Source organism: Mycoplana rhizolycopersici, assembly GCF_013378445.1.
GTDB lineage: Bacteria > Pseudomonadota > Alphaproteobacteria > Rhizobiales > Rhizobiaceae > Mycoplana > Mycoplana rhizolycopersici.
Genome location: NZ_JABXYK010000004.1, coordinates 103,648 through 128,328 on the forward strand (window position 1 = coordinate 103,648; position 24,681 = coordinate 128,328).

Here is a 24,681-nt window from a genome sequence, read left to right on the forward strand (position 1 = left end):
CCACCCCATTGGAGTGGCGCTTACCTGTTTGAATGTCGCGCTCGGCGCCCGCCGGACCGGATCCTGCGGGCGCCTGCGTGCGAAGGATTGATGCCGCCATGACCCTGCGCGAGCTGGAATACCTCATCGCCCTTGCCGATCATCGGCATTTTGGCCGCGCGGCCGAGGTATGCCGTGTCAGTCAGAAGACGCTTTCGACACAGATCCGCAAGCTGGAAGACCATCTCGGGGCGGCGCTGATCGAGCGCACGCCGCGCTCGGTCATGCTGACCCCGTTCGGTCGCGATGCCGTGGCGCGGGCGCGGCGGATCATGGGGGAGGTCGAGGAAATGCGCCGGGCGGCGCTGAGCTGCCGCAACCCGGAGATTGGATCGCTGCGGCTCGGCATCTTCCCGACGCTCGGGCCCTATCTGCTGCCACACGTCGTGCCTAGGCTCCGGGAACGCTACCCGCAACTCGAACTCCTCCTGTTGGAGGAGAAGAGCGAGAACCTGCTTGCGCGTTTGCGCGAAGGCAAGCTCGACGCGGCCGTGCTGGCGCTGCCGATCGAGGACGAGCGGCTGCAGGTGGAATTTCTGTTCGAGGAGCGCTTCCTGCTGGCCGTGCCGGCGAGGCACCCGTTGGCGCGCCGCGATACGCTCGCGTTGAACGAGCTTGGCGGCTACGACCTGATGCTGCTGGAGGAGGGGCATTGCCTGCGCGATCAGGCGCTCGACGTCTGCCGCGTCTCGGGAGCGGCGGAGCGGGCCTCGTTCCGCGCCACGAGCCTGGAAACGCTGCGCCAGATGGTCGGGGCGGAGGTGGGGATGACATTGCTTCCCGAGCTCGCCGCCCGCAGCCCGGCGTCGGCGCAGATAAGCTTGCTGCGGTTCAACGATCCGGCGCCGAGCCGTCGCCTGGCGCTGTGCTGGCGTCGCAGTTCTGCGATGAGCCAGTTCCTGAAGGAGATCGCGGCGCTGCTGCGCGAAATTTCCTTGGAGCTTCTGCCCGATGGTGAACAGAACGCAGCCTGAGATCGTCCTGCCATCCGCGGAGCCAAGGCATTTGTCCGGAAGCGGATTCCGTTTGACCAAGGCAGGCGGGAATCCCGAAGCAAAGGCGCTCAAGGCGTGTCCAGCGGACTAGCGATGAAACGCGGGCAAAGGTCTAGCTGACACTCTCTCGCCGCGCGAGCTTGCCCTCCTCTGCCTTGTAGAAATACTGGCTGGCAACGAGCCAGCCCTTCAGCGGCCGCAGCGGCGGAATGCAGGTCAGGAGCATGAACGGCGCGGTGACGAGGAAGTGCACCCAGAGGGCGGGCGCGAAGGTCACCTCCAGCCAGACGCCCAGCAGCACGCTCGGAACGCAGGCAAAGCAGATCACGAAAAACGCCGGGCCGTCGGCCGGATCGGCGAAGGAATAGTCGAGCCCGCAGGCCTCGCAGGAGGGGCGCAGCGCCAGGAAGCCGTCGAACAGATGGCCTTCCCCGCAACGCGGACAACGGCCACGAACACCGGTCTGCATCGGCGGCAAGGCGGGATATTGCATGGACATGATTGTATGTCTCCATCAAGATTGAATGGATAATAGCATGAAGCGAATGCATTCAAATCTGCGATAATGTCGCAGCCTGACAGGTGGTGAAAAGGATTCCGGTCGATCAGAAGAAAGAGCCGGTCATCTCGGGCGGCCCCGCAAGCGAATGGGCCATGAAGCCGAGGGCACCAGCGAGGCGGTCGCGACCGATCGGCCCGCCCAGGCACACGCGGACCGTTTCCGGCGCGGGACCTTCGACCGTGAAAGCGTCGCTCGCCACGACGCTGATGCCGGACGAGCGCATGTGTGCCGTGAAATTCGACAGGTTCCAGCCGTTTCTCAGCGTCAGCCAGATGTTGAAGCTCTGCGGGGCGGCGCTATAGGTTTCGGCCGACAGCAGGCTGGCCGCGACTTCCTGCCGGTGAGCGGCTTCGGTGCGGACGAATTGCAGAAGATCGTCGGCCGTGCCGTCCTCGATCCAGCGCGTCAGCAGTGCGATGTTCAACGGCGAGGCCATGACGTTGCTGGCGCGCATGGCGGCGATGAAGGGCCAAGGCGCCTTCGTTGCCGGCGCCAGGACATAGGCAAGCCGCAAGCCGGCGCCGATGCATTTCGATAGCCCCGCAATGTGCCAAGTGAGATCGGGCGCGAAGTCGGCGAGCGGCGCAGGCGCATCGGGGGACACGAAACCATAGGCGTCGTCTTCCACGATCGGAATGCCGAAGCGGTCCACGATGGCGCAAATCGCTGCACGGCGCTCGGAGGACATCGTCAGCGTTGTGGGGTTCTGCAGCGTCGGATTGAGATAGAGGGCTTTCGGGGCCCGGTCCCGACACGCCGCTTCCAGCGCGTCGGGCAAAATGCCTTGCTTGTCCATCGGCAATCCCGCGATCTGCAGGCGCAACTGCGCGGCAATGGAGCGGATGCCGGGATAGGTGATCTTTTCCGACAGGATCGTCTCGCCGGGCTTTGCCAGCGTGCCGACGATCGCCAGGAGCGCTGGATGCGCGCCGGGTGCGATGAAGATGCGCTCGGTCGGTGCGGAGATACCACGGCGGGCGAGCCACAGGGCCGCCGCCTCCTTGTCCATCTCTGCGCCCCCGAATTCCTGATAGCGCAGCAGCGGCACGAGGTCGGCAGCGACCGCGCCAAGTCCCGCGCGCATCCGCTCCAGCAAGCCGGGATCTTCCGGCTCCGGCGGCAGGTTCATCGAGAGATCGGCCGCGGCGGTGCGGCGGGGATCCGAATCGAAAGTGCCGGTCTCGAAGTGACGTTTCTTGTGCGACGTGCGGCCGGTCACGAAGGTGCCTCGGCCGACCTGCGTATCGACGAGGCCCCGCTTGCGCGCCTCGACGTAACCGCGCGCGACCGTCGTGAAATCGATGCTCAGGCGGCGCGCAAGTTCGCGCTGCGGCGGCAGCCGATCGCCGGCTGCAAGCGTGCCGTCGCGCAGGTCCATCTCTATGAGATCGGCGATGGCGATGTAGCGCGGGCTGCTGCTACGGGTCAGGTCGGGAAGCCAGTCGGTCATTGCTGCGCCTTTGGATCATGCCGTGCGAATTGACTGTATATTGTTGCATCGCATGGCTGTCATCCGCGAACTTGCGGTGCTGAGGTGGCGAGACGGTTTGCCGAGCTAGCGGGAGAGCCGGTTCTCGTCATCCACAAGACGCAGGCGCGCCGGGGCGCTGTCGCTCCATGACCAGAGGATGAGGTTGAGATCGCCGGTCGTGGCGCCGGGGGCATAGCTGCGCACGAGGAGGCCGTGAAAGCCTTCCTCTGCAAGGCGCCGGGCGAAGCTTTGCGTACGGGCTTCGCCGGCATGCTTCATCTGATCGCGCCACGTCGTATCGGCAAGGCGCGCGGCATCCATTCCGAACTTTGCGAGCGCAGTTTCGTCGCGACTGTCGAAGACGTGGTCGATATCGGCCTCGTAGGAGACGAGCGTCGTCGGCTGGAGGTTTCCGACCTGGTTGGCTTCCCGAAGCGCCGTCATGACGGAGAGCGAGGTGTAGAGCGCGGGCACGCCCTTCGCGTTGAACCGGCCGCCATACAGTTCGGCGCCGCGGCCGGAAAGCGGCTGGCGGGCGTAGACCGGGTTCAATGCGCGATAGAGCATTCCGACGTAGTGCAAGACCGCGACCCTAGGCGTGCACGCCGGCGTCGACCGCGTCGATATATTCCAACACCTCGTCGGCACGGCCGCTCTGAACCAGTTGCATGGCCGTCTGGCCCGAAAATCCGGGCAGCGGTTCTGAGCGATACCAGGCATAGGCGATGAGGGCCGAGCCGAAGCGAACCTCGACCTTGTTGACGACCTCGATCATTTCGCGCAGCCGCCTCTGCGTCCGGTCGGATTTCACCCGATCCTTTCGCTGGATGGCATCCCTGCCAAGGCCTGCGGTGCGCGCGACCTCTTCGCTTGTGGTGCGAAAGGCTTCCGCGATCTTGCGCGGGGCGAACAAGCCGTTGTCCGCATACTGTGCGAGTCCCATCAGATTTCTCCTGCGGAGCCTTTAGATCAGACGCAATATAGCGTCAGTACGTGCGGCATTCAACATGGAGAGTGCCCTGATGATCGGGTTGCGGGAGAACCAGGGCGGCAGCGGCCATGGTGGCACCCTCTACCCGAAGTTCGCGCGCCCGGTTTGTCCTGAGAGATGATCGCGGCACGGCCGCTGTCAACGTCGCTCGATTCGTATGACGTAAACTTCCCCGCGGTCCTCGGGCGTCAAATACACCCGGGCTCCCCGCGGGATGTCGCCAATCCCGTCGAGCGCTTGGCCCGCGAAAAGCCCTTCCGCAAGTTTGGCCGTCACATTGCTGTTGAAGACGATCAGCGTCTCGTCCGTCTCGCCGTCGATCGCGATCGCGTGGTCGAAGACCAGTTTTTCGATCCGGTGTTCGAACTGTCCCCGCCGGGTCATGACGTTAAGATCCGTCGTCTCGCCGCTGACGATCGACGCCGTGACGGCCGCTTCGCCATCGAACGAATGGGGTCCTGCGTCCCGCGTCAGGAGCGTGTCGCCATCGGAAGCGTGCAGAACGATACCGGCCCCCTTCAGAACCGCAATCGTGCGATCGATGCCCTCAAATCGCGAGAACGGCCCGGGCTGGCTTACGGTCGCCATGCTGACGCGCCAAAGGAACTCCGGTAGGACGGCGGGATCCGACCTGACCGCGATTTCGCGTGTGACGCCGCCCCCGTTCTTCCAAGGGGTGGCCCGTTGATCCTCGTAGCGCAGAAATTTCACGGGGCTCCTCCGTCAGGATTGAAAGGCCCTCTGGCTGAAGGGCCTTCGTGCTCGCTCATCAGTTGCCGAGGATGCCCGGCAGGCGGAGACCCTTTTCCTTGGCGCAGTCCAACGCGATGTCGTAGCCGGCATCGGCATGGCGCATGACGCCGGTCGCCGGGTCATTCCACAACACGCGCTCCAGACGCTTGGCCGCGTCGTCGCTTCCGTCGGCGCAGATCACGACGCCGGAGTGCTGGGAAAAGCCCATGCCGACGCCGCCGCCATGATGGAGCGAGACCCAGGTGGCTCCCGAGGCGGTGTTGAGCAGGGCGTTCAGCAGCGGCCAGTCGGAAACGGCATCCGAGCCGTCCTTCATCGCTTCCGTTTCGCGGTTCGGCGAGGCGACCGAACCGGAATCGAGGTGATCGCGGCCGATGACGATCGGGGCCGAAAGTTCTCCGCTTCTGACCATGTCGTTGAAAGCCAACGCCAGGCGGTGGCGGTCGCCGAGGCCGACCCAGCAGATGCGCGCCGGCAGGCCCTGGAAGGAAATCCGCTCGCGGGCCATGTCCAGCCAATTGTGCAGGTGCTTGTTGTCCGGCAGCAGTTCCTTCACCTTGGCATCGGTCTTGTAGATGTCCTGCGGATCGCCGGAAAGGGCCGCCCAGCGGAACGGGCCGATGCCGCGGCAGAACAGCGGGCGGATATAGGCCGGCACGAAGCCCGGGAAGGCAAACGCGTTGTCCAGGCCCTCGTCCTTCGCCACCTGGCGGATGTTGTTGCCGTAGTCGAGCGTAGGCACGCCGGCATCCCAGAAGGCGACCATGGCCTCCACATGCACCTTCATCGAGGCGCGGGCGGCCGCTTCGACAGCCTTGGGATCGCTCTCGCGCTTGGCCTTGTGTTCGGCCACCGTCCAGCCGATCGGCAGGTAGCCGTTCAATGGATCATGCGCGGAGGTCTGGTCGGTCACGATGTCGGGGCGCGGCCCGCCAGCCTTCATGCGTTCGACCAGTTGCGGGAAGATCTCCGCGGCATTGCCGAGCAGCCCGACGGATTTGGCTTCGCCGGCCTTCGTCCACTTGTCTATCAGCGCGAGGGCTTCGTCGAGCGTCTTTGCCTTTTCATCGACGTAGCGGGTGCGCAGGCGGAAATCGATGCGTGTTTCGTCGCACTCGACGGCCAGGCAGCAGGCGCCGGCCATGACGGCCGCGAGCGGCTGGGCGCCGCCCATGCCGCCGAGGCCGCCCGTCAGGATCCACTTGCCCTTGAGATTGCCGTCATAATGCTGGCGCCCGGCCTCGACAAATGTTTCGTAGGTGCCCTGAACGATGCCCTGCGTGCCGATATAGATCCATGAGCCGGCCGTCATCTGGCCGTACATGGCAAGGCCCTTCTTATCCAGCTCGTTGAAATGGTCCCACGTGGCCCAGTGCGGCACGAGGTTGGAGTTGGCGATAAGTACGCGGGGAGCGTCCTTGTGCGTCCGGAAAACGCCGACCGGTTTGCCGGACTGGACGAGCAGCGTCTCGTCCTCCGTCAATGTCTTTAAGGTCGCGACGATGCGGTCGAAGTCGTCCCAGGTCCGTGCCGCGCGACCAATGCCGCCATAGACGACCAGTTCGTGCGGGTTCTCGGCGACGTCCGGGTCGAGATTGTTCATCAGCATGCGCAGCGGCGCTTCTGTCATCCAGCTTTTCGCGTTCAGTTCGGTTCCGCGCGGTGCGCGAACGTCGCGAATGTTGTGGCGGGGATTGGTCATGGCGTCTTGCTCCAGAAATTATTTCGCAAGTTCGGGCGCGCGGCGCTCGATACGGGAAAGGATGTCCTTGAGATGGATGCGCAGGCGCGTAGCCTTATTCGTATCATAAGCGAAAGGTGGGGCTTCCGCGGAAAGATGGGTGGATTGTGCCAGTTCCATCTGAATGGCATGTACCCCCAGTCCAGGCTGCCCGTAGTGCCGGGTCGTCCAGCCGCCCTTGAAGCGGCCGTTGAGAACGCTCGTATAGCCGGCTGCGGCCGACGTGACTTCGACGGCGATACGTTCGATTGCCGGATCGCAGGTCGCGCCGTTGTCGGTGCCGATATTGAAATCGGCAAGCCTGCCCTCGAAGAGGAAGGGTATGTGCGAGCGGATGGAATGGCAGTCGTAGAGAATGGCTATGCCGTGGATTGCCTTGACCCGTTCGATCTCCGCCGCGAGCGCTGCGTGATAGGGGGCATGGAAGGCCGCGGCCCGTGCGGCGATGTCCTCGATGTTAGGCTCGGCGCCGTCCCTCCAGATCGGCTTGCCGTCGAAATCCGTCTCCGGCACAAGGCCGGTCGTGTTCTGGCCCGGGTAGAGACTGGCGCCCGACGGGTCCCTGTTCGCATCGATGACGTAGCGATGGAACGTCGCGCGAACCGTCGTCGCATCGGCGAGAAGGCCGTCGTAGAGCTCATGAATATGCCAGTCGGTATCGGCCTGCATCTGCCCGTTGTCGTTCAGGCGCTCCCAGATATCCGGCGGGACGTGTGTTCCGGTATGCGGCAGTCCGAGAATGACCGGCGATGTACCCTGCTTGACCTCAAAGCTTTCCATCGCCTCAACCCTCCAGCACCGGCAGGATGCCGGCGGAAATGGAGGCGACGAGCGCGCCGGATGCAACGAGACTGGACGCGGCGGCCAGATCCGGTGCCATGTATCGGTCCCCTTCGAGCGTGGGCACCGCCGAGCGCAGCACCGCGACGGCCCTCTCCAGCTCAGGGCTGGTCTTGAGTGGCCCGCGAAGCTCGACGCCCTGAACGGCAGCCAGCGCCTCGATACCGAGAATCCCGAACAGGTTCTCCGTCATGGCCAGAAGGCGGCGCGCGCCATGGCAGGCCATCGACACGTGGTCTTCCTGATTGGCGGAAGTAGGCGTCGAGTCGACCGAGGCCGGATGCGACATCTGCTTGTTCTCGCTCATCAAGGCAGCCGATGTGACTTCGGCGATCATCAGACCGGAGTTGAGTCCCGGCTTCTTCGACAGAAATGCCGGCAGGCCGTAGGAAAGCGCGGGATCGACGAGGAGTGCGATACGCCGCTGCGCGATCGCGCCGATCTCGCATATGGCAAGCGCCATCTGGTCGGCGGCAAAGGCCACCGGTTCGGCGTGGAAATTGCCGCCGGAAACGACCTCATTGTCGGAGAGCACGAGCGGATTGTCAGTCACCGCGTTGGCTTCGATCTCCAGTGTCCGGGCGACCGAGCGCAGAAGATCGAGGCAGGCACCGTCGACCTGCGGCTGGCAGCGGATGCAATAGGGGTCCTGCACCCGTTCGTCGCCCTCGATATGGCTTTCGCGGATCTCCGAGCCTTCGAGCAACCGGCGCAAGGCTGCGCCCGCGTCGATCTGGCCCCGGTGGCCGCGCAGGGCATGAATGTCGGGATGGAAGGGCGCGGACGAACCCATGGCCGCATCGGTCGACAATGCACCGGTGACGAGTGCCGTCTGGGCTGCGCGATGGGCGCGGAACAGGCCGGCGAGCGCCAGCGCCGTCGAGGTCTGCGTACCGTTGATCAGCGCCAGCCCTTCCTTTGCTGCCAGCACGACCGGCACCAGTCCGGCCTTGTCCAGCGCGTGGCGGGAAGCCATGCGCTCGCCACCGAAGAAAGCCTCGCCTTCGCCCATCATGGTTGCCGACATATGCGCCAGCGGCGCAAGGTCACCGGAGGCGCCGACCGAGCCCTTTTCCGGGATGACCGGGATGACGCCCTTTTCGAGCATCCCCTCGATGAGCCGGATAAGCTCTATCCGGACGCCGGAGGCGCCGCGGCCGAGGGAAATGAGCTTCAGCGCCATGATCAGGCGCACGACGTTTTCCGGCAGCGGCGCACCCAGCCCGCAGCAATGCGACAGGATAAGGTTGCGTTGCAGGGTGGTAAGATCGGCGCTGTCGATCTTGATCGAGGCGAGCTTACCGAAACCGGTATTGATGCCGTAGACCGGCGCATTGCCGGAGGCGATCTCGGCGATCCGCGCGGCGCCCTTCAGCACGGCGGCGTCGAAGGACGGGTCCAGCCTGGCCGAGCCGTTGTTCCAATAGATGTCGGCGAGTTCGGCGAGTGTGACCCGACCAGGATGAAGCGTGATCGTCATCTTATACCTGTTGCCCCCGGAAGATGCGGGAATGGAGAGGGTTGAAGCCGATGCGGTAGACGAGCTCCGCCGGCCGCTCGATATTCCAGATCGCCAGGTCGGCCGATTTTCCGACCTCCAGAGTGCCGACTTGGCCGAGAAGCCCAAGGGCGCGGGCCGCCTCGCGCGTCGCACCTGCAAGGCATTCGTCCACCGTCAGGCGGAACAGGGTGGCGGCCATGTTCATGGCGAGGAGCATCGAGGTGAGCGGAGACGTGCCGGGATTGCAATCAGTCGCGATCGCGATCGACGTGCCGGCGTCGCGGAGCCACTGCATCGGCGGCTTCTGCGTCTCGTTGATGGCGTAGAAGGCGCCGGGGAGCAACACGGCGACGGTACCGGCCCTTGCCATTGCCTCTGCGCCCTCTGCATCCAGATATTCGACGTGGTCGGCCGACAGTGCGCCATAGGAGGCCGCCATCTTCGCCCCACCGAGATTGGAGAACTGCTCGGCGTGCAGCTTCATCGGAATGCCGAGCGCCTTTGCCTTGTCGAAGACGATGCGCATCTCATCGACGGAAAAAGCGATGCCCTCGCAAAAGCCGTCCACCGCATCGACAAGCCCCTCCGCGTGCGCCTTTTCCATGCCGGGCAGCACGACATCGGCGATATAGTCGCCATTGCGGCCCTTGTATTCGACGGGCGTCGCGTGCGCTGCGAGATAGGAGGTGACGATGCGTACCGGCCGGATCTTTTCGAGCGCGCGTGCGGCGCGCAGCATGTTGAGCTCGCCGTCGATGGAAAGCCCGTATCCGGATTTGATCTCGATGGTCGAGACGCCTTCGGCCAGGAGGGTGTCGAGCCTTGGCAGCGTTGCCGCGACGAGGCCGTCGACGGAGAGCGCATTGGTCGCCGTGACGGAGGAGACGATGCCGCCGCCGGCGCGTGCCACCTCTTCATAGGTGGCGCCGGCAAGACGCATCTCGAACTCCATCGCGCGATCGCCACCGAAGACGAGGTGCGTATGGCAATCAATCAACGCCGGCGTGATCCACCGACCGCCGCAATCGACGATCATGGCACCTGCTTTCAAATCCTCAGGCAGATCGGAGGTCGCGCCGACAAAGACGATCACACCGTCCTTTGCGGCGATCGCGCCGTGCTCGACTACTCCCATTCCGTCGGAGCCTTCGGCGAACGTCGCAAGCCGGGCGTTGGTCCAGAGCGTGACGCCGGAGCTTTTATCCAAAGTATCAGAGAAGATGTCGGTCAAGTTTTCGGTCCCGCACATCGATTGCGCCTTTCATTGCGTCAAAACATGTATATACATATTAAACGCCTGACAAGGATATTTTTCGGCGTCATGTTCCGTCCCGGAATGGATTGCCGCAAGGGGAGAACGGACAAAGATGACGAAATCAGCTGCCACGACGCTTCACGCGGCATCCGCGCTCTTGCCGGAAGGCTGGGCTTCCGATGTGCGCCTGACGATGGATGAGGGTGCCATCTCCGCCATCGAGATCAACGTCGAGGCTGAGGCTTTCGATCTGCGCCACGCGGTTCTCGTCCCGGCCATGGGCAATGTGCACAGCCATGCCTTCCAGCGCGCGATGTCCGGTCTGACGGAGCTGCGCGGCCCGGCCGACGACAGCTTCTGGAGCTGGCGCAACGTCATGTACCGCTTTGCGCTGAAGATGACGCCGGAGCAGGTCGAGGCGGTGGCCGCCGAGCTGTACATGGAAATGCTGGAGGCCGGCTTCTGCCGCGTCGGCGAGTTCCACTACCTGCACCATGATCATGACGGTAAGCCATATGCCAATATCGCCGAGCTCGCAGAGCGTGTTGCCGCGGCGAGCGCGGATACCGGAATCGGCCTCACCCTTCTGCCTGTCTTCTATGCTCACTCCGGTTTCGGCGGTGCCGCACCGATCGACGGCCAGCGCCGCTTCATCAACTCGCTCGAAAGCTTCAGCCGGCTGATGGAAGCCTGCCGCAAGATGCAGCCTCGTCTGGCCGGCATGCAACTCGGGATCGCCCCGCACAGCCTGCGGGCCGTGACGGCCGAGGAACTGACAGCCGTCCTGCCGCTGGCCGCCGGCGGGCCGGTCCATATCCATGTGGCCGAGCAGACGAAGGAAGTGGAAGACTGCATTGCCTGGTCCGGCGCCCGCCCCGTGGAATGGCTGCTGGAGAATGCGTCGGTCGACGATCGCTGGTGCCTGATCCATGCCACGCACCTGACGAAAAAGGAAACAGCCGATATGGCGGCGAGCGGGGCGGTGGCCGGGCTTTGCCCGATCACCGAAGCCAATCTCGGCGACGGCACCTTCGCCGCGGCCGATTTCCTGTCCAGCGGCGGCCGCTTGGGGATCGGATCGGATTCCAACGTGCTGATCTCCCTGCCGGGAGAACTGCGGCAGCTGGAATATTCGCAACGCCTCTCGCTCAGAGCCCGCAACGTCATCGCCGAGCCGAACGGCTCGACCGGCCGGCGCCTCTTTGAGGCGGCCGTGGCCGGCGCGGGCGTGGCACTCGCATCGAAGACGGGGCTCGCTGTCGGCGCGCCTGCGGACATCGTCGCGCTCGATGTCTCAAGCGCGCCCTATCTCGCTAAAGACCAGTTGATCGACAACTGGATCTTTGGCGGCGACGTCACCGTCGACACGGTCTGGGCCCGGGGCAAGCGGCAGGTCGTTGGCGGCAGGCACGTCGCTCGCGGTGAAATCCGCAAGCGCTTCATCGGTGCAATGCAGGCCCTGATGGCTGGCTGAGGCCTGTCGTCAGGGGCGCGCAACTTTGTCGCCCGCTTTGCGGTTTCCTATGCGGCGGCGGCCAGGATCTTCTTCAGCCCGGCGGTGTCGAGCGGCACGGGGTTGCCGCCGGCGCACGGATCGGCGACGCCCATGGTTGCAACCTTGTCCACGTCGATTTCCGTCAGGCCCATGCCCGACAGCTTTTCCGGAATGGAAAGGTCGCGGCGCAACTCGACGATCCAGTCGACCACACCTGTCGCATCCTTGCGCGGCAGGTCGAGGAAACGGGCGAGCAATTCGAGCTTGTCGTCGATTGCAGGCGTGTTGAATTCGATCACATAGGGCATCAGCACGGCATTCAGCAGGCCGTGGTGGGCGTCGTGGAGCGCGCCGAGCGGGTGGGCGAGCGCGTGGATTGCGCCGAGACCCTTCTGCAGGGCGACACAGCCCATGCCCGAGGCGGTGAGCATCTGTCCGCGCGCCCCGAGGTCGTCCCCGTGATGGACGGCGACCGGAAGCCATTTGCGGATGAGACGTAGCGCGTTGAGCGCAATGCCTTCGGCCATAGGGTGGAAGGAAGGTGCGCTGAAGGCTTCCAGTGCATGCGACAGCGCGTCCATGCCGGTAGCGGCGGTGATGTGGGCCGGCAGGCCGAGGGTCAATTCCGGGTCCATCACGACGACGTCGGGCATCATCCGCGGATGGAAGACGATGACCTTGCGCTTTTCCGTCTCGTGCGTGATCACGGAGGAACGGCCGAGCTCCGAGCCCGTGCCGGCGGTTGTCGGGATCGCGATCACGGGAACGAGATTTTTCGTCTCGGCGCGCCTCCAGTTGTCGCCGATATCCTCCAGATCCCACATCGGTACCGTCTGCCGCGCCATGAAGGCGATGGCCTTTGCCGCATCGAGAGCGCTGCCGCCGCCGATCGCGACCACCAGATCGTGGTCTCCACTGCGGAAAGCCTCGACGCCGTCAGCGACATTACTGCCCGTCGGGTTGGGCTTGACGCCGGAGTAGAGTGCGGCTGGCAGACCTGCGGAGTTCAACGCTTCAAGGGTGCGCTGAACGGGATAGAGATCCTTCAGGCCGGCATCGGTGACGACGAGCGGCCGGCTGCCGCCGAGTTCGCGCACCATCTCGCCGAGGCTGGCGATGCGGCCGTTGCCGAAGCGCACGGCGGTCGGAAAACTCCAGTTGGCAGATGTGGCGGGCGTATCGAGGGGCATGGGACAGACCTTGTTTTCAGGAGGCTGGATTGCCGGAGGACTGGCGCTTCAGCGCTCGCCGGCGAAAGACTTCGGCGGTAACGACAAGCAGCAATGCGGGCACGAGATTGAGGGTCGCCAGCGCCGGATAGATCGGCGACGAGCCGACGGCGATGCCGCTGTAGACGAAGATCGGCAGCGTGCGGGCGGTTCCTGCGAGCGAATAGGAAATGTAGAAGTTTCCCCAGGAGAGAAGGAAGGCGAAGATGGCGGCGGAGAAGATGCCCGGCCACAAAAGCGGGAACGTAACCTCGCGGAACACCTGCCAGCCGTTCGCCCCGGCATCGCGCGCCGCGTCCTCGAGCGTCTCGTCGAAGCCGTAGACCTGAACGGCCACGACGACCAGTGCAAACGGCGTGATGTAGACGACGTGCCCGATGATGACGGTGAAGAGGCCGTTCGAAAAGCCGAGCCAGCTGCCGAGCACCGAGAACCACAGGAGCATGACGACGCCGAGCAGCAGCTGAGGGAAGAGCAGCGGCGCGAAGGTAAGTGCGCGAAAGGCGGCCTGCATGCGGAAGCGGTAGCGGATCCAGGCGACGGCTCCAGCGGTGCCCAGCACGGTGGCAAAGAGAGTCGAGACCGCGGCGACCGCAGCCGAGTTGCGGACGGCCGGGAGGAAATCCGGCTTGCTGAACAGTTCGCCGTACCAGGCAAGCGAGAAGCTCTCTATCGGCAGCGTCAGCACGCGGCTCGACGTGAAGGAGAACGCAACCAGCGTCGCGATGGGCGCGTAGAAGAACAGCAGCAGCAGGACCACCGTTCCGACGAGCAGCGTGTCGACGAGTGCGTTGCGAAAGCGCTGGGCGTTCATGCCGGCCTCCCGGGAGCGGAACGGCGGCGCAGCGCGAAGGCGGACGAGAGCCCCAGCATCAGCGCGCCGGTGACGATGAGGACCATGGTGAGTGCGGCCCCCAGCGGCCAGTTCACGCGCGTCTCGAAGCTCTGGCGGATGAGTTCGGAGGCGAGCGGCGCCGTGCCGCCGCCCAGAACCTTCGGTTCCAGGAAGGCCCCGAGGCTGAGCACGAACACCAGCACCGCACCGGAATAGAGCCCGGGACGCGACAGCGGCAACGTCACCTCGAAGAAGGTCCTGAGGCGCGAAGCCCCGGCATCATAGGCTGCAAGCACCAGATCGCGATCGATGCGCACCAGAGACAGGTAGATGGTGAACATCGGGTAGGCGACGAGGTTGTAGACCATGCCGATCATCGTGCCGGCCGGCGTGAACAGGAGGTTCAGCGCATCCGGCGGAAAGCCGACATGCATCAGCAGCCAGTTCGCCACCCCGTTCTTGTCGAGGATGAGAATCCAGCCGAAGGTCTTGAGCACCGCGTCGGTGAGAAAGGCGAAGATGATGAGGATCTGGATCTGGGTCTTGAAGGTCTTCAGCCGGGTTGCCAGCGCATAGGCTGCCGGAAAGGCGATGGCAATGCAAATCGCCACGCACACCAGCGCCATGACGACCGTGCGCAGCATGATCGTCCAGTAGTGCGGCTTGGAGAAAACCTCCGTCCAGATCTTGAGGTCCCAGCTCCAGGCGAGGCGGTAGTACTGCGTGGTCTGGAAGGTCAGCACCGCCGTCATCACGAGCGGCACGAGGAAGAAAGCGATCATGACGACCGCAAGCGGCGCCACGGCGGCAAGCAGAACCGGATCCTTCCAGGATTTGACTTCGATCTTCATGATCACTCCGACAGCAGGAATGCCTGGGTGGGATCAAAACCGATGCGGACCGTCTCGCCGACGCGGGCTGGCAGCACGATCGAGCCGGCAAGGTCGACGATCACGGCCGCCTCTAGGCCGCGCACGCGGATGCGGTACTGCGTCGAGGAGCCCTTGATGAAGTACTCCTCCACCACGCCCTCCAGCGTCCATTCGGCGGCGGTCGCGTCGTTGCGCACGATGCGGATGCTCTCCGGCCGGACCAGCAGCGCGGTTCCCTTTTCGGACAGGGACGGTGCGATATGTTCCGCTGCGATTTCAGCGCCGGCGCCGGGGACGAGCGGGGACGTGACCTGCGCGCCGTTTCCTGCGCGGACGGCGTCGACGGGCAGGAAGTTGGTCTCACCGATGAAGCCGGCGACGAACATGTTGGCCGGCCGATAGTAGATGTCGGCCGGCGTGCCGACCTGGACCACGTGACCGCCGTGCATGACACAGATACGGTCGGCGAGCATCATCGCCTCTTCCAGGTCGTGCGTGACGAGCACGAAACTGGTGCCGAGCTCGCGATGCAGCTTCTTCAGTTCGGCCTGGAGGGATTTCTTCAGCTTGGCGTCGAGCGCACTCATCGGTTCGTCGAGCAGGAGCACGCCGGGCCTTGAAACCAGCGCACGCGCCAGCGCCACGCGCTGCTGCTCTCCCCCCGAAAGCTGGGCCGGATAGCGCTGGAGATAGTCCGGCCTGAGATGCATCAGGTCGAGCATGCCGCGCACGCGGTCGTTTGTCTCCGCGACCGGCACCTTCTGCAGCTTCAGCGGAAACCCGATATTGTCGGCCACGGTCTTGTGCGGGAAGAGGGCCAGCTTCTGGAAGACCATGCGCGTCGGCCGGCTTGCCGCCGGGACGCCGCGCATGTCTTTTCCTTCGATTTCCAGGCGGCCGTCGGTCGGCTCCTCGAATCCGGCGAGGATCTTGAGAAGCGTCGTCTTTCCGCAACCGGAGGGCCCGACGAGTGCTACGAATTCGCCGGCGCCGACCTGCAGCGAGACGCCGTGAAGCGCGCGCGCCGAACCGTAGTCCTTCACAATCCCGGCGGCGTCGATGATGGGGCTGACCAAGCTCGATGTCCTTGATATCTGCAACAGGTATGGACAGGCCGGCCATGGAAGGCAGGCCTGTCGGGTTCGATACGCTCAGGTTCAGCGGGCGGCGAGTTCTTCCTGCCAGATCGCCAGCATGTCGTCGATGTTCGGCGCGACCGTGTGGAACTGGCTGTTGTCCCAGGCCGTCCACATGTAGTCCATCTGCAACGCCTTCTTCTCCTCTTCCGAAAACAGCGCTTCGGCCTTGCTGTTGGGTACGAGGTTGCAGGTTGCGTCGGTGATCGCGAGTTGCTTGGCCACGTCCGGCGAAACGATATATTTCAGGAAGTCGGCCGCGACCTGCGTGTTCTTGCCGTTGTCGATCAGGCCGGTCGCTTCCATCCAGATGATGCCCTGCTTCAGGCCGTCCTTCGGTTCGGGGACGATGGACTGGATGTAGTCGTGACCCTTGATGCGCAGCGACGAGGTGCAGTACGTGCCGCCGCCGATCAGGGCGCGGAAGGAGCCGTCGAGGAGACCTTTCTGCGCGACGGCAAGGTCGGCAACGATGGCGCGGGTATTCTTGAAGGCTGCGCGCAGTACCTTGCGCACCTCGTCGAGTGCGGCCTGGTCGAGTTCCTCGTAAGGATTGACGCCGGCATAGAGCGCGAGCGGCATGATCGGCCAGTCACCCCAGTCCAGCAGGCAGATCTTGTCCCTGTAGGCCGGGTCGAAGACCGGCGCATAGCTCGACCAGGTTTCCAGCTTGTCGAACTTGGTGTTGACGGTCGGGCCGACCCATCCCCAGCGCGTCGGAAGGCCCGTTGCCTTGCCTTCGAACTGCAGCGGCACGAACGGGGCGCGGAACTGCGGATAGAAATCCTCGTACTGCGCTGCGAAATCCTTGTCGTCGATGAAGCGGCAGAAGCCGGCCGGTCCCATGCGCTGGATCCAGGGGCTGTCGGAGGAGACGAGGTCGAAATCGCGAGACGCACCGGCAGCGAGCTTGGCGAAGCCGCCGGCCGAGTCGGTGATCAGATCGATTGCGATCGATACGTCGTTGTTCTTCTGGAACGGGTCGAGGATGCTTGGGGCATTGTAGCCTTCCCAGCACATGTAGTTGAGGCTTTCGGCCGCCGATGCGCTGCGACGCCATGCCAGGAATCCGCTGCTCGCCGCTGCGATGCCAAGGCCGAGGCCGCCCATGCCCTTGAGGACCGAGCGGCGGCTGGCCGTGCCTGTCATGGTTTCTGCTGTTCCCTTTTTCATTATCTTTCCCTTCCTTCTTTGATCGTTGTGACGGCGCTCAGACCACTCCCAGATAGCGTCTGATTTCCCATTCGCTCACCTGCCGCTGGTATTCGGCAAATTCGACGTCGCAGTTCTCGGTAAAACTGTCGATGAAGTCGTCGCCGAACAGCACACGCGCTGTCTTGCTGGCCCGCAGACGCGCCGAAGCCTCGTGAAGATCGCGCGGGAACGCCGCCTCCGGTGCGGGCCTTGCGGCATAGAAGTCCTCGGCGCTGCCTGCCGGCGGCTCGATGCCATCGCGAATGCCGGCGAGGCCGGCGCCGAGCAGCATGGAAAGGGCGAGATAGGGATTGGTGTCGGCGGAGGGCACACGGAACTCGATACGGGTGCTGGCCGGCTGGTCGTTGATGACGCGTACGGCAGCCGTACGGTTCTGTACCCCCCAGTTCGCAGCCGTCGGCGCCCATGCACCGGGCACCAGCCGCTTGTAGGCATTCACCGTCGACGAACACATCGCCAAAAGTTCCGGCATGAACTTCAGCAGGCCGCCGAGGAAATGCCGCGCCGTGGCGCTGATCCCGTCCGGCGCCGACGGATCGGCAAAGACTGGATTGCCCGCCCCGTCGCGGAGTGAAAGATGCAGGTGGCCGGACTGGCCCGACAGCTTTGGCGACAGCTTCGACATGAAGCTGACCGTCTTGTCATTGCGGGCGAAATAGGCGCGGGCGAAGTTCTTAAAGAGCATGGCGTCGTCGGCGGCCTTGATGCCACTGGCATAGCTCAGCGGCGCTTCGAAGCAGCCGGGACCAAGCTCGGTATGCATGGCGTCGATCGCCACACCCATGGTCGCCATCGTCTGTTCCAGCCCCGACAGGAGATCGCCATGGAGCGCGGAGGTCTGCAGCGAGTAGGTGCGGTTACCCTGCGCGAAATGGGTCAGATCGCGATATTGCTTGGCCCGCATGCTCTCAGGCGTCTCGTCGAACACGAAAAATTCGAATTCGAACGCGGCAAGGACGTCGAAACCGAGTTCGGCGGCACGCTCCAATTGCGCCAGGCAAACGTTTCGCGGGGTGCGCCTGCCGAATTCGCCATAGAAGTCCGCAAGGCAGAGCGCGGTGTTTGGCGCGAACGGATAGGTCCGGATCGTATCGTCGAACAACTTTGCCGGGCGATCGACGAACGAGCCGTCGCGATAGGTGTTCTCGGCGATATCCCAGAAATAGAGGACCTCGCAGAAGGGATAGCCTTGCTCGGCAAGCTTGACGGCCTTGTCGGCCGAAACCAGCTTGTCGCGGAATTCGCCTGCCGGATCCACCATGCCGATGTGAACGGCACGTGCACCGATTTCCTGAAGTTTGGTTTCGAAGGTGGACGGACTGCTTGATTTCGACATGGCTTGTTTCCCGACTTGTGGGGTAGCCTAGAGTTGAGCCCTGTGGCATGAAAATATCCCCTTGGGGATAGAAGGTGCATGCGTGCTCTGCGCCTGACGGCTTTCGGAAACGCGAAGGGGCAATTCTTGGACAAGGGGTTTGCGGCGTGGAACAGCGCGGTCGCCACGGCCATGGAAGCGATCGGCACCAACGCCTTCGGCAATCGGCTGGAGGCTGCGCTTGCTACGATCGTGGATTTCGATATTTTGATGGTGTTCGGCTATAACGGCGCCGACAAGCCGGTCTGCTGCTACCACAACATCGATACGCTACGTGCCCGCACCGTCATCGACGCCTACATCTCCGGACCCTATCTGCTCGACCCGTTCTACAGCGCCACAATGGATCGCAAGGGGGGCGGCATTCTGCGGCTGAAAGACTTGGCGCCCGACCATTTCTTCAGCTCCGAGTATTATCGGCGGCACTATGTCCTGACCGGCATTCGCGACGAGATCGGCATTCTGTGCCGCCCGGTGAACTGGGCGGGCGTCGTCTTCAGTTTTACGCGTCCAATCGCGTCTCCAGCCTTCGGCCGCAAGGACCTGGCCTCGATACGCGACGCCGAGCCTTTGCTGCGCGCACTTGGGGAAAGCCACTGGGGCTTGTCGGACTATGCGCCGGTGACCGCACGGCCGGCCCATGCACACGACCCGATCAACGATACCTTGAGCCGGATGACAAACGGCATACTGACGCCGCGCGAGGTGGAGATCACATCGCTCATCCTGCGGGGCCACTCGAACGCCTCGATTGCGGAGACGCTGAAAATCGCGCCCGGCACCGTGAAGATCCATCGCAAGAACATCCATCAGAAGCTGAATATTTCCAGCCAGGCGGAGCTCTTCGGACTGTTCATCCAGCAACTGTCCTCGGGCTTGTAGATTCTGCAGCCGCGTTCGATGGATCATGATCATGTTGCCGGGTTCGGCCTCGGCCACACCGGTTGCAACAATTCGTTTCGGTTCTGGACGCCGCTGCGTTACATCAGCCGGAAAGCGAGAGAGAGGGCGGACCGAACGTGACGGACAGGAATGGCAAGGATGCGACCTTGCATCAGCGCATCTTGGGCGACATTGAGGGAAAGATCGTCTCCGGCGAATGGCCGCCGGGCCACCGCCTGCCGTTCGAGGTCGATCTCGCCGACCAGTACGACTGCTCGCGCATGACCGTAAACAAGGTGATGACCCAGCTTGCAAAGGCCGGGCTGATCGAGCGGCGAAAGAAATCCGGCTCCTTCGTCAAGCAGCCCCAGGCGCAATCGGCCGTCCTCGAGATCCATGATATCGAGGCAGAGGTGAAGTCGCTGAACCTGCCCTATTCCTTTCAGGTCACCCGACGCTCCGTGCGAACGGCGTCGGCGGAAGATGTGCGGCGCTTCGAGGTGCAGAGCGGGACGAAGCTGCTGGACATCGTCTGCACGCATTTTGCCGGCCCCCGTCAATTCTGCGTCGAGGAACGCCTGATCAACCTCGAGAACGTTCCGGAGGCGGGTGAAGCCGATTTCAAGGAGGTTTCGCCCGGTCGCTGGCTTCTGAGCCAGGTTCCGTGGAGCACGGCCGAGCACCGCATCCAGGCTGTCGCCGCCTCCGCCGAAATGGCAGCACTTCTGGGTGTGGCGCGCGGTACGGCCTGCCTCGTGGTCGAACGCCGTACGTGGAGCGGCCTCGGCCCCATCACCCAGGTTCGCTTCACCTATCCGGGCGACACGCACGCGCTCGTCGCCCGGTTCACTCCGGCCTCGCAGTAAGAGGGGTGGCGGCTACCGGCCGGCGCGGATGGCTTCGAGCGCGGCCAGGAAGTGGTCGTTTTCATCCGCCGAGCCGATGCTGGCGCGAACGAATGTGTCGAAGCCCTGCTGCTTCCAGGGCTTGACGATGACCCCACGCTTCAACAGCTCCTCCGCAAGGGCGGTCGAGTTCTCCCGCGCATCGAAGAAGAGGAAGTTGCATTTCGACGGCGCGATGCGATAGCCGGACGACACCAGAGCTTCGCGGACCCGTTCACGCTCGCCGATCGCGTATTCGACGGACAGGCGCAGATGATCCTCGTCCGCCAGGGCGGCAATCGCCGAAGCCTGTGCGATCGCGTTCGTATTGAACGGCGTTCGCGCACGATCGAAGAACGAGCACAGATCTGCGCCGCTGACGATCCCGTAGCCGATACGCAGGCCGGCAAGGCCGTAGGCCTTCGAGAAGGTGCGCAGGACGACCCAGTTGCCGCCGGTTTCGCGCAGCATGTCGACCGCGGAGGGGTAGTCCTCGCCGGCCGCATATTCCGCATAGGCTTCGTCGACGACGAGAAGCGTTTCGTCGCCCAGTGCCTCGATGACCGTCTTGAGCGCCGCCGGGGTCAGCCAGCTTCCGACGGGGTTCATCGGGTTTGAAAACATCAGCATGCGCGGCTTTCGGCGCGCGGCGGCGACCAGCGCGTCGAGATCGATTTCCAGATCGTCGGCGACGGTCACGCGTTCGACGATGCCGCCCATCAGCGTCGCATAGTCTTCGTGCAGCGGAAAGGATGGATAGAGCGTTGCAACCGTGTCGCCGGGGCGCACGACCGAGCGGCAGACGACCGCAATCAGGTCCTCCGAGCCATTTCCCAAAATGACCTGCCCGGTGCCGACAGCGAAGTCCTCGGCGATCTTCGCGCAAAGGGCGCGACCCTGCGGATCGGGGTAGAGGCGTGCGAGATCGCCGATGTCGGCAAAGAGCGTCCGCAGATGCGGCGAAGGGCCGAGGGGATTTTCATTGGACCCGAGTTTGGCGATACGATCCACTTGATAACGTGTGCGGACCTCTTCCAGCGTCAGCCCGGCATTGTATGGTGCGAGTGAACGGACTTCCGCGCGGATGGTGCTCGAAACGTCGGCCATATTGCATACTCCATGGGATGCGATCTTGCCCTAAGTCATAGGGCAGGAATCGACCTCTGTATATATGTATAGACATTATTTCGAGAAAGTGTTGTCATCCCGTGGTGGATTTCAAAAGGAGCAGCCATGACCCGACCCACCTTCGATCTGACCGGCCGTCTGGCTCTTGTCACCGGTGCCAGCCGCGGTATCGGTCAGTCGATTGCCGTTGCCCTGGCCGAAGCCGGCGCGGATGTTGCCGTCACGGCGCGCAAGGTCGAGAATCTTGCCGAAACGGTGGCGCTGGTCGAGAAGGCGGGACGCAGAGGCATCGCGCTCGCCCAGGACGTGAGCGACGTGGAATCTTGCCGGTCGGTGACGGCCGCAGTCGCCGATCAGTTGGGTGGGCTGGATATCCTCGTCAACAATGCCGGTTTTGAGAATGTGCAGCCGTCGCTGGACCTCGACGAGGCGATCTGGGACACGATCCTCTCGATCAACCTGAAGGGTGCCTTCTTCTGCGCGCAGGCGGCCGGCCGCATCATGGCGACGCGGGGCGGCGGCGCGATGGTCAACCTCTGCTCGTTGACGTCCTATGTGGGCGTGCCGACGGCAGTGCCTTACGGTGCATCCAAGTCCGGCCTGCTCGGCATGACAAGGGCGCTTGCGACGGAATGGGCTCCACACCGCATTCGGGTCAATGCGATCGCGCCCGGATATTTCCGTACCGCGATGACGGAGGTGTTCTATCGGGACGAGGATTGGCAGTCGCGGATGCTGGCAAGGATCCCGCAGGGCCGCTTCGGCGGGGAGGGGGACATAGGCGGTGTCGCCGTGTTCCTCTGCAGCGAGGCGGCAGCCTATGTGACTGGCCACTGCATACCCGTCGACGGCGGCTACCTTTCCTCGATCTAAAGTCATCACGATTTCGATATCCGGTGGCGCAGTTGCGGAAGACTGCGCCTTCACCCTTCCAGCGCGCTTGCCTTTTTTGCCTGCTGGGGCAAAGACAGAAGCTGGATTGATGGTGTATTTTGCATCTGCACAAATTGTGTGCGTTCTTTGCGCAAGTGCAATATTTACGCAATTGTCGTTGACGGTAGTCGGCTCAATATGTATATACATCATCCATCCCGCTGGCGGATGGGAGTGTCTGCCGGTCGGATGAAACGAGCCCTTGGCTTGGTGGCGCGATGCGCCCCGAAAGAGGGAAGAGCAGGGGAATGACATGGGCATTGTTTCCACCGATCTCCACAAGGCCGGCGCGATTGCCGTCTCCGTCAAGGACGTCGGAATGGTCTTCGGGGATGTCCATGCCGTCAGAAGCGCGTCCTTCGATTTGCCGAAGGGAAAATTCCTGACGATCCTTGGGCCTTCCGGTTCCGGCAAGACTACGCTTCTGCGCATGATCGCAGGTTTCGACAATCCGACCAGCGGCGAGATTTTTATCAACGGCCAGCCGGTCAGCGCGGTGCCCCCGCACAGGCGTGCGATTGGCATGGTGTTCCAGAAGCTGGCGCTATTCCCCCATATGACGGCGGCCGAAAACGTCGCCTTTCCGCTGAAGATGCGCCGGCACGATGCCCGCACGATCGGTGAGAAGGTGGAACGCTACCTGGAGCTCGTCCGTCTCGGCGGCTATGGTGGCCGGCGGATCAACGAGTTGTCGGGCGGCCAGCAGCAGCGCGTCGCGATCGCGCGCGCCCTCGTTTTCGAGCCGGATCTGCTCCTCCTCGACGAGCCTCTGGCCGCACTCGACCGCAAGCTGCGCGAAGAGATGCAGCTCGAATTCCGTCGCATCCAGAAGGAGCTCGGGGTCACCACGATCAATGTCACCCACGACCAGCGCGAGGCGCTGGTGGTGTCGGACGAAGTCATCGTCATGGATGGCGGCGAGATCCAGCAGAAGGCCCAGCCCGTGCATACCTACCGTTCGCCGGCCAACGCCTTCGTCGCCAATTTCATCGGCGTCACGAATTTCATCGACGGCAAGGTGTCGGCGATTTCCGGCTCGACGGTGAGTGTCGAATCGAACGGCCAGCTTCTGTCAGGCGTCACTGCTGCCGATGGCGCGCCGCTCGTCCCCGGTACTGCCTGTTCCGGTGCCGTCCGCGCCGAACAGATCCGCATCGCGTCTGCGCGTGCCGGGCTCGAAGGTCTGGAAACGATTGTCGAGGGACAGGTCGCCGACTCCATTTTCGAAGGCGAGCGGATCGTCTACGAGGTGACGGTGCCGGTGCTGGGTGGTGCCATCCTTCGCGTGTTCAACCACGATCCGGTATCGCACCTGCAGTTCGGTCCGGGCGAGAATGTCCGGCTCGGGTGGAATGCGAAAGACATGCATGTATTCAAGAAGTGACCGCTGCACGGTCCATTCAGAGGAGAACATATGATGCCGAACGAGAAAATCCTGTCTGCTCAAATCCGCCGCCGCACGCTGCTCGGCTCCATGGCCGCCGTCGGCGCGTCGGCCGGCCTGTCGACGCTCGGCGTCAGCAAGGCCTTTGCGCAAGAGCCTGAGAAACCTTCCGAAATCATCGTGCGCGCCTGGGGCGGCAGTTGGGTCGACAGCCTGAAGGCCGGCGTTTCCGACAGCTTCACCAAGATGACCGGCATCGCCGTTCGCCACGACCTGACCGAGGACAACGAGATCCAGCCGAAGATCTGGGCCGCGGTTGCGCAGAAGCGCACGCCGCCGATCCACATCAACTGGGACACGACGACGAACGCGACCAAGTCGGCGCTGCGCGGCGTGACCGAAGATCTCTCCGACCTGCCGAACCTGAAGAACACAACCGATCTCGCCAAGCCGGTCGGCCTCGACGGCTATCCAATCGTCAACACCTACGGCTACGTTTACGTTCTCGCCTATCGCCCGTCCGCTTTCCCGAACGGTGCGCCGAAGTCCTGGAAGGACCTGCTCGATCCCAAGCTGAAGGGCCGCATCGCGCTCTATAACGACGGCATCGGCTTCCATTTCCCGGCCCAGGTCGCTGGCGGCGGCAAGTTGGAGGACATTCCGGCCAACATGCAGCCGGCCTGGGACTTCATCGCCAAGATCAAGGAGCAGCAGCCGTTGCTCGGCGAAGACCCTGATTTCACCACCTGGTTCCAGAAGGGCGAGATCGACGCCGCCTGCACCATCTCCACCAATGCGCGCGAAGCCAGGAAGAACGGCATCGAGCTTGCCTGGGTTGTGCCGGAGGAAGGCGCCAAGTTCGATACTGACGGTCTCTGGATTCCCAAGGGTCTGCCGGAGAACGAACTGTACTGGGCCAAGCAGTACATCAATCACGCGCTGACCAAGGAAGCCCAGCAGGTCTGGCTCGACGGCCTCGGTCTGCCGGGTGTGGTCCCGGGCCTGACGCCGCCGGCCGATCTCGTCGGCGATCCGTCCTATCCGACCACGGAAGAGGACTTCAAGCACCTCATCCGCATCTCGTCGAAGGTGCAGGTCGAGAACGAGAGCCAGTGGTTCGCCAAGTTCAAGGAAATCATGCAGGGCTGAGGCTCCGCTTGCCCGT

The 24,681-nt window shown here is 63.6% G+C and carries 23 protein-coding genes; 7 read left to right on the forward strand and 16 right to left on the reverse strand.

The features are described 5' to 3' along the window. The first annotated feature begins 98 nt into the window (after positions 1-98). Positions 99-1,013, forward strand: coding sequence for a LysR substrate-binding domain-containing protein (locus HV823_RS07820; protein ID WP_176949164.1), 915 nt, complete (start codon positions 99-101; stop codon positions 1,011-1,013). Between the two features lie 133 nt (positions 1,014-1,146). Here HV823_RS07820 and HV823_RS07825 read toward each other — a convergent pair whose 3' ends face one another. The 9 genes from HV823_RS07825 to hutI all read right to left on the reverse strand — a co-directional run bounded on the left by HV823_RS07825 (position 1,147) and on the right by hutI (position 10,124). Next, entirely contained in the window at positions 1,147-1,533 is a 387-nt protein-coding gene (locus tag HV823_RS07825; RefSeq protein ID WP_176949165.1) for a DUF983 domain-containing protein, read from the reverse strand. Between the two features lie 106 nt (positions 1,534-1,639). Further along, entirely contained in the window at positions 1,640-3,046 is a 1,407-nt protein-coding gene (locus HV823_RS07830) for an aminotransferase-like domain-containing protein (protein WP_176949166.1), read from the reverse strand. Positions 3,047-3,151: 105 nt separating this feature from the next. Then, positions 3,152-3,649 carry an RES family NAD+ phosphorylase gene (locus HV823_RS07835; protein WP_176949167.1) on the reverse strand — a complete coding sequence of 166 codons (498 nt, stop codon included), beginning with the start codon at positions 3,647-3,649 and terminating at the stop codon, positions 3,152-3,154. A gap of 10 nt (positions 3,650-3,659) precedes the next feature. Further along, positions 3,660-4,010 (reverse strand): MbcA/ParS/Xre antitoxin family protein, encoded by a 351-nt coding sequence (locus HV823_RS07840; protein ID WP_176949168.1) that lies wholly within the window; start codon positions 4,008-4,010, stop codon positions 3,660-3,662. 186 nt (positions 4,011-4,196) lie between these two features. After that, positions 4,197-4,769 (reverse strand): HutD family protein, encoded by a 573-nt coding sequence (locus tag HV823_RS07845; protein WP_176949169.1) that lies wholly within the window; start codon positions 4,767-4,769, stop codon positions 4,197-4,199. Positions 4,770-4,827: 58 nt separating this feature from the next. Further along, complete coding sequence (gene hutU / locus HV823_RS07850) at positions 4,828-6,513, reverse strand: urocanate hydratase (protein ID WP_176949170.1); 1,686 nt, start codon at positions 6,511-6,513, stop codon at positions 4,828-4,830. Positions 6,514-6,531: 18 nt separating this feature from the next. After that, positions 6,532-7,332 (reverse strand): N-formylglutamate deformylase, encoded by an 801-nt coding sequence (gene hutG / locus HV823_RS07855; RefSeq protein WP_176949171.1) that lies wholly within the window; start codon positions 7,330-7,332, stop codon positions 6,532-6,534. 4 nt (positions 7,333-7,336) lie between these two features. Then, positions 7,337-8,872, reverse strand: a complete 1,536-nt coding sequence (hutH, locus tag HV823_RS07860; protein WP_176949172.1) for a histidine ammonia-lyase — start codon at positions 8,870-8,872, stop codon at positions 7,337-7,339. Position 8,873: 1 nt separating this feature from the next. Next, positions 8,874-10,124: an imidazolonepropionase gene (hutI, locus tag HV823_RS07865; protein ID WP_246300969.1), complete on the reverse strand. Its 1,251-nt coding sequence runs from the start codon at positions 10,122-10,124 to the stop codon at positions 8,874-8,876. Between the two features lie 136 nt (positions 10,125-10,260). Between hutI and HV823_RS07870 the strand changes: the two genes are divergently transcribed. Next, entirely contained in the window at positions 10,261-11,622 is a 1,362-nt protein-coding gene (locus tag HV823_RS07870; protein WP_176949174.1) for a formimidoylglutamate deiminase, read from the forward strand. 47 nt (positions 11,623-11,669) lie between these two features. Here HV823_RS07870 and HV823_RS07875 read toward each other — a convergent pair whose 3' ends face one another. From HV823_RS07875 to HV823_RS07900, 6 genes are all read right to left on the reverse strand, one after another. After that, the gene (locus HV823_RS07875; protein WP_176949175.1) at positions 11,670-12,833 is read right to left on the reverse strand and encodes an iron-containing alcohol dehydrogenase; all 1,164 of its coding nucleotides are present in this window, start codon (positions 12,831-12,833) and stop codon (positions 11,670-11,672) included. Positions 12,834-12,849: 16 nt separating this feature from the next. Continuing rightward, on the reverse strand, positions 12,850-13,686 hold the full coding sequence (locus HV823_RS07880; RefSeq protein WP_176949176.1) for an ABC transporter permease: 837 nt from the start codon (positions 13,684-13,686) through the stop codon (positions 12,850-12,852). Then, positions 13,683-14,558, reverse strand: a complete 876-nt coding sequence (locus HV823_RS07885) for an ABC transporter permease (protein ID WP_176949177.1) — start codon at positions 14,556-14,558, stop codon at positions 13,683-13,685. Before HV823_RS07885 ends, HV823_RS07880 begins: the two co-directional genes overlap by 4 nt. A gap of 2 nt (positions 14,559-14,560) precedes the next feature. Continuing rightward, complete coding sequence (locus HV823_RS07890; protein ID WP_176949178.1) at positions 14,561-15,655, reverse strand: ABC transporter ATP-binding protein; 1,095 nt, start codon at positions 15,653-15,655, stop codon at positions 14,561-14,563. Positions 15,656-15,736: 81 nt separating this feature from the next. After that, positions 15,737-16,888 (reverse strand): ABC transporter substrate-binding protein, encoded by a 1,152-nt coding sequence (locus tag HV823_RS07895; RefSeq protein ID WP_176949179.1) that lies wholly within the window; start codon positions 16,886-16,888, stop codon positions 15,737-15,739. Positions 16,889-16,925: 37 nt separating this feature from the next. After that, entirely contained in the window at positions 16,926-18,266 is a 1,341-nt protein-coding gene (locus tag HV823_RS07900) for a glutamine synthetase family protein (RefSeq protein ID WP_176949180.1), read from the reverse strand. 126 nt (positions 18,267-18,392) lie between these two features. Between HV823_RS07900 and HV823_RS07905 the strand changes: the two genes are divergently transcribed. Then, the gene (locus tag HV823_RS07905) at positions 18,393-19,187 is read left to right on the forward strand and encodes a helix-turn-helix transcriptional regulator (protein ID WP_176949181.1); all 795 of its coding nucleotides are present in this window, start codon (positions 18,393-18,395) and stop codon (positions 19,185-19,187) included. A gap of 137 nt (positions 19,188-19,324) precedes the next feature. After that, complete coding sequence (hutC, locus tag HV823_RS07910) at positions 19,325-20,053, forward strand: histidine utilization transcriptional repressor HutC (RefSeq protein WP_176949182.1); 729 nt, start codon at positions 19,325-19,327, stop codon at positions 20,051-20,053. A gap of 12 nt (positions 20,054-20,065) precedes the next feature. Here the strand turns inward: hutC and HV823_RS07915 are convergent, their stop codons facing one another. Beyond that, a complete protein-coding gene (locus tag HV823_RS07915; RefSeq protein WP_176949183.1) occupies positions 20,066-21,178 on the reverse strand; it encodes a histidinol-phosphate transaminase in 1,113 nt (370 codons plus the stop codon). A 126-nt stretch (positions 21,179-21,304) separates the two neighbouring features. On the opposite strand from HV823_RS07915, the gene HV823_RS07920 reads away from it, so the two are divergent. From HV823_RS07920 to HV823_RS07930, 3 genes are all read left to right on the forward strand, one after another. Continuing rightward, positions 21,305-22,072 carry an SDR family NAD(P)-dependent oxidoreductase gene (locus HV823_RS07920; RefSeq protein ID WP_176949184.1) on the forward strand — a complete coding sequence of 256 codons (768 nt, stop codon included), beginning with the start codon at positions 21,305-21,307 and terminating at the stop codon, positions 22,070-22,072. A 313-nt stretch (positions 22,073-22,385) separates the two neighbouring features. Continuing rightward, positions 22,386-23,516 (forward strand): ABC transporter ATP-binding protein, encoded by a 1,131-nt coding sequence (locus HV823_RS07925; protein ID WP_176949185.1) that lies wholly within the window; start codon positions 22,386-22,388, stop codon positions 23,514-23,516. Positions 23,517-23,549: 33 nt separating this feature from the next. Next, positions 23,550-24,665, forward strand: coding sequence for an ABC transporter substrate-binding protein (locus tag HV823_RS07930; RefSeq protein WP_176949186.1), 1,116 nt, complete (start codon positions 23,550-23,552; stop codon positions 24,663-24,665). Positions 24,666-24,681 lie beyond the last annotated feature (16 nt).